Here is a 3,482-nt window from a genome sequence, read left to right as displayed (position 1 = left end):
CCGCGCACCGCCCCCGTGTCCGCGTCCACGCCCGAGGGGATGTCCAGGGCGACGATCGGGGCCGGGGCGGCGTTGGCCGCCTCCACCAGGCGGGCGGCGATGCCCACCAGGGTTCCGCGGAAGCCGGTGCCGAAGAGCGCGTCCAGGATCACATCCGCCGTACTCAGAAGGGCCTCCGCGCCGGCGAGGGCCGGGCTCGTCACCGGCATGACCTCGACCCCGGCCGCCCGTGCGCGGATGAGCGTCTGGCGGATGTCGGGACCGAGCTCCTCCTCGCGCGCCGCCAGCAGCACCTCGACCCGCCACCCGGCTGCGGCCAAGTGGCGGGAGGCCACCAGCCCGTCCCCGCCATTGCGCCCCTTGCCGGCCAGCACGACGCACCGCCGGGCCGCGGGCACCTCCCGCCGCACGACCTCCGCGGCCCGGCGCCCCGCCTGCTCCATGAGGACGGGCCCGGGCAGCCCGTATTCCTCCTCGGCGCGGCGGTCGATCTCGCGGATCTCGGCGGCGGTGGCGACGCGCATGGTCGGTCGGCCCGGCTCCTGCCGGCGGCCTCCCCGCAAGCCCGCGGAGACCGAAGGGCGGGAGCCACTCCCCTGGTCTTTCGCCTCACCCCCCTCCACTCCTCGGCGGGAAGGCGTGCGGATGTCGCTGGCGGCGAGCGGTGCCGTCCTCGCCTGCGCTGCTGCGCGTGCCGCACCCGGTGCACACTGCCCACAGAATCCACAGCGCGCGAACGGAGAATCGGGATTGACGCATGCCTGGCCCGCCGATACTGTCACAACTAGAGGGGCGCGAGCCCGGCGGCGAAGTAGCCGAGTCAAACGCCGCGCACGTGGACGCCGAGAGCCCCACAGGTCTTCTTGGGGGGTAACTCCCGAGATCAGCCTCGAGGCGGTAGGCACCGGCGGCGCGCGCTGAAGACGGTGAAAAGTCGTCAGGGTTTGCGCCCCTCTTCGTGTACTTCCCGTCCCTGATCCGTTGACCTGTAGGGTTTAGCGCGCCAGCGCCACCGCCTGGGCCACCGCCAGGTGGTCGGTGTGGGTCAGGGAGACGAGGACCTCCCCCACGCCCAACCGCTCGGCCAGGGCCTGCGCCTCCCCGGAGAGGGCCACGGTGGGCCGCCCGGTGGGGTCGGTGCGGATCTCGATCTCCCGCCACCGCACCGCCTGCCAGCCCACCCCGAGCGCCTTCATCACCGCCTCCTTGGCGGCGAAGCGGGCGGCCAGGCGGGCCTGGGCGTGCGCCCCCCGGGCCCGGGCCAGCTCCGCCTCGGTGAAGAGGCGGCGCAGCAGGCGCTCCCCCCACCGCCCGGCGGCGCGGTGGACGCGCGCGACCTCGACGACGTCGAGGCCGACGCCCACCACGGCTCCGCCGGGCCTCACGGCAGCTCCGCTTCCTCGAGCAGGAGGTGGGGGATGCCGTCCCGGATGGGGTAGCGGCGCCCGCACTGGGTGCAGACCAGCCGGTCCTCGCGCAGCTCCAGCGGGGCCTTGTCGGCGGGGCAGGCCAAAATCTCCAGGACCCAGGGTTCCAGCATGGCGCTCACTCCACCGTCACGCTCTTGGCCAGGTTGCGCGGCTGGTCGATGTCGTGGCCGCGCTCCCGGGCCACGTAGTAGGCGAAGAGCTGCAGGGGGACGATGGCCACCAGCGGCGCCAGCAGGTCGGGCACCCGCGGCAGGCGGATGACGTGGTCCGCGTGGCGGGCGATCTGCTCGTCGTCCTCGTAGGCCACGGCGATGACCTCGGCCCCGCGCGCCTTCACCTCCAGGATGTTCGACACCGTCTTCTCGTACACATGCCCCTGCGTCACCAGCGCGACGACGGGGACACCGGGGACGACCAGGGCCAGCGTGCCGTGCTTCAGCTCGCCGGCGGCCAGCGCCTCGGAGTGGACGTAGGAGATCTCCTTGAGCTTCAGCGAGCCCTCCATGGCCACCGGGTAGTCGAGGCCGCGACCGATGAAGAAGACGTGCTCGACGTCGCGGTAGCGGCGCGCCAGCTCCGCCACCGCCGCCTCGCCCTCCAGCGCCGCCTGCACCTTGGCCGGCAGGGCGCGCAGCCCGGCCAGCAGGACCTCCGCCCGGGCGGGGTCCAGGGTGCCGCGGCGGCGGCCCAGGTCCAGCGCCAGCATGACCAGCGCCGCCAGCATGGTCAGGTAGGCCTTGGTGGAGGCCACGGCGATCTCGGGACCGGCGCGGATGTAGAGGACGTCGTCGGCCTCGCGGGTGAGCGCCGAGCCGACGACGTTGGTGATGGCCAGGATGCGCGAGCCGCGCCGCCGCGCCTCCCGCACCGCCGCCAGCGTGTCGGCCGTCTCCCCCGACTGGCTGATGGCCACGGTCCAGGTGCGCCCCTGGATCAGCGGGTCGCGGTAGCGCAGCTCGCTGGCCAGGTCCGCCTCCACCGGGATGCGGGCCAGGTGCTCGATCAGCCAGCGCCCGGCCAGCCCCGCGTGGTAGGCCGTGCCGCAGGCGGTGATCCACACGCGGTCCAGCGCGCGCACGAAGTCGTCGGTGACGTGCACCCCGTCCAGCTCGACGCGGCCGGCGGCGTCCAGCCGGCCCATGAGCGTGTCCATGAGCACGCGGGGCTGCTCGTGGATCTCCTTGAGCATGAAGTGGGGGTAGCCGCCCTTCTCCGCCATCTCCGCGTCCCAGTCGACGTGGACGGGCGAGCGCGGGCGCGGCCGTCCCTCCAGGTCGGTGATGAGGACGCGGTCGGCCCACAGCACCGCCATCTCCCCGTCCTCGATCACCAGCACGTCCCGGGTGTAGGGCAGCAGCGCGGGGATCCCCGAGGCCAGGATCGTGGCCCCGTCGGACTGGCCGACGATGAGCGGGCTGATCTGCCGCACGGCGATGATGCGGTCCGGGTGCTGGCGGGCCATGACCACGATGGCGTAGGCCCCGGTGGTCTGGCGCAGGGCCGCGCGCACCGCCGCCTCGAAGCGCTCCGGCCCGGGGGGCAGGACCGCGTAGGCCTCCTCGATGAGGTGGGCGATGACCTCGGTGTCGGTGTCGGAGCGGAAGACGTGCCCGCGGGCGGTGAGGGCCTCGCGCAGGGGGAGGAAGTTCTCGATGATGCCGTTGTGGATGACGACGATGTCGCCGGCGCAGTCGGTGTGGGGGTGGGCGTTCTCGTCGGTGGGCACCCCGTGGGTGGCCCAGCGGGTGTGGCCGATGCCCACGGTCCCGGGCAGCGGGTCGCGCGCGGTGAGCGCCTCCAGGCGGGCGAGCTTGCCTGCCGCCTTGCGCACGGCGATGTGGCCGTTGCTCAGCACGGCCACGCCTGCCGAGTCGTAGCCGCGGTACTCCAGGCGCCGCAGCCCCTCCAGGAGCACCGGGAGGGCGTCCCGCTGCCCGATGTAGCCGATAATGCCGCACATGCGAATCCCTCCACGTCGGGCCGGCGCGGCACGCCGCCGGATGCGGCCCGCCCGCGCAGGGCCCACTAGGTTCTGCCCAGCTGTCGCGCCGT

At 73.9% G+C, this 3,482-nt stretch carries 4 protein-coding genes; all 4 read right to left on the bottom strand.

All coding sequences use genetic code 11. The features are described 5' to 3' along the window. The coding region (locus RB146_14005; protein MDQ7830078.1) for an NAD(P)H-hydrate epimerase at positions 1–524 on the bottom strand (524 nt) is incomplete at its 3' end. 471 nt (positions 525–995) lie between these two features. Further along, the gene (gene acpS / locus RB146_14000; GenBank protein ID MDQ7830077.1) at positions 996–1,385 is read right to left on the bottom strand and encodes a holo-ACP synthase; all 390 of its coding nucleotides are present in this window, start codon (positions 1,383–1,385) and stop codon (positions 996–998) included. Further along, the gene (locus RB146_13995) at positions 1,382–1,540 is read right to left on the bottom strand and encodes a Trm112 family protein (protein MDQ7830076.1); all 159 of its coding nucleotides are present in this window, start codon (positions 1,538–1,540) and stop codon (positions 1,382–1,384) included. The genes acpS and RB146_13995 overlap by 4 nt, the downstream gene beginning before the upstream one ends. 5 nt (positions 1,541–1,545) lie before the next feature. Next, positions 1,546–3,390, bottom strand: coding sequence for a glutamine--fructose-6-phosphate transaminase (isomerizing) (glmS, locus tag RB146_13990; protein MDQ7830075.1), 1,845 nt, complete (start codon positions 3,388–3,390; stop codon positions 1,546–1,548). Positions 3,391–3,482 lie beyond the last annotated feature (92 nt).

Source organism: Armatimonadota bacterium, assembly GCA_031081585.1.
GTDB lineage: Bacteria > Sysuimicrobiota > Sysuimicrobiia > Sysuimicrobiales > Humicultoraceae > Geohabitans > Geohabitans tengchongensis.
Note: the sequence above shows the minus strand (reverse complement) of the source record. Positions and strands in the feature narration are given on the sequence as shown.